General features: G+C 32.1%; 1 protein-coding gene and 2 pseudogenes. 1 reads left to right on the top strand and 2 read right to left on the bottom strand.

Annotation, left to right across the window (positions count from 1 at the left end):
- Both cas1 and K4H96_RS06325 read right to left on the bottom strand, forming a co-directional pair.
- The coding region (cas1, locus tag K4H96_RS06330; protein WP_227956423.1) for a type II CRISPR-associated endonuclease Cas1 at window positions 1–898 on the bottom strand (898 nt) is incomplete at its 3' end.
- A 172-nt stretch (window positions 899–1070) separates the two neighbouring features.
- Window positions 1071–1586: pseudogene (locus K4H96_RS06325) on the bottom strand (type II CRISPR RNA-guided endonuclease Cas9); the annotation flags it as partial.
- A 20-nt stretch (window positions 1587–1606) separates the two neighbouring features.
- Here K4H96_RS06325 and K4H96_RS12375 point away from each other — a divergent pair.
- Window positions 1607–1744, top strand: a pseudogene (locus K4H96_RS12375) (hypothetical protein); the annotation flags it as partial.

Raw genomic sequence — 1744 nt, 5'->3', positions numbered from 1 at the left:
CCAAACTTGAGACAATCGGACAATAAAACTTTGTTGTATCTTTGTCCGCAATACATTTAATAAATCCTTTTACATATTTATCCATAGCTCCAGTTACAGTGCAATTTTCCTTACCATAACGAATCTTTGCATTTAATAAATCCGTTAAAGCTAATCGGAATTCATATTTTAAATAGTCTTCTTCCCTTAAATGTTGATAAACCCATACATCAATAATCTGCCTAAARGGTTCCATCAGATCATCTACCAGATTAAATTGATTGTATTCATTTTTGTGAAAGATTCCAATCAAGGGATTTAAGCCATAACCAGCCACAATCCTTGCCATTTGAGCTCTCATAATTGCATAACCATAATTTAAACCTGCATTAATAACATCAGCTTCCTGCTGGGTTACGCGAACAAATTTTTTACCAAATAATTCATTAAAATAAACTTTAGCTGCATGTCCTTCTCGATTAGTTTTATCACCTAGTTCAATATGATCTTTATAGTCAGCCAACAATTGAATACAAGCTAAATCTTTCTCAAACATGGCTAACACATCCTGCTGATTATTAATCTTGAAATAAGTAATAATTTGCCAGAGTTTGTCTTTTTGCTCCTGCGTCCAAAGCAATTGTTCTTGTAATCTCTTATAAGCTCTGAAATGCCCATTTTGAGAATGATAGATACCGGTTGGCAGATGCTCATTGTCACAAACGACCAAAGCAATATTGTATTTACTTAGAGCACTCAGTAAACGAAGTGTAACAACTGTGTCTCCACCCTCTGCTACTATGATAGAAATATCACTCAAAGGAATGGTATATTCTTCTCCCATCTTTTTAATTAAGAGATTATCTAGTTTTAATCTCATTTTTTCACTTTGACATACATGTACAATTCTCCAAGTCATCAATTTCCCCTTTAAAATACGAAAACACCCCGCCAATAGACAGGGTGTTGATTTCGGCATGAAGCCTTATCTTTGTAGCTTCTGCAAGATTTAAGTAACTGTGTAAGGCGTCCCTTACAATCATCATTATAATATATTGCAGAGCTAATTGCAACTCTTTTTAAAGATTATTTTAAAATTCGAGTTTTGGAGCATCACCCTCTTTTTTGATGAAACGTTTATTCCCTAAAACATCTGTTTGAACTTTGTAGATGGTGAGGTCCGCTTTTCCCAATCCTTTTAAACAGCGACCATTAGATGTTGTAACAAATACTTTAATTTTCTCCTTACCTTCAAAGTTTCCTTTATCATAGGGTTTCAATTCAACATAGTGTTTTTGGTTTGGCATAGTTCTAGATAAAAACCTAAACATTTGTTGTTCCTTAGTCTTTGTATCCTTAATTAAAAGTAAATCATTTTTATATAAGGTAAATTTGAATTCTGATTGTTCGCTTACTCCTTCTTTTTCTTTGATTTCGTAATATTTATCTAGAGTTATAGAATAGTTCCCAGTTCCCTTTTCAAACTGTAAATCAGCATATTTCAAGCCTAATAATTCATATTTTTCAGTCTCTGGATTAAAATAGACATCTGTACRCCATGGAGATAAAGATTGTAATATAACCTGATTCTCACTATTAGCTGGGGAACTATTCTATAACTCTAGATAAATATTACGAAATCAAAGAAAAAGAAGGAGTAAGCGAACAATCAGAATTCAAATTTACCTTATATAAAAATGATTTACTTTTAATTAAGGATACAAAGACTAAGGAACAACAAATGTTTAGGTTTTTATCTAGAACT

Origin of the sequence: Streptococcus sanguinis (assembly GCF_020729765.1) — a bacterium.
In the GTDB taxonomy this organism is placed as follows: Bacteria; Bacillota; Bacilli; order Lactobacillales; family Streptococcaceae; genus Streptococcus; species Streptococcus sanguinis_Q.
The sequence above is the reverse complement of the archived record's forward strand: the minus strand, read 5'-3'. Positions and strand labels throughout refer to the sequence as shown.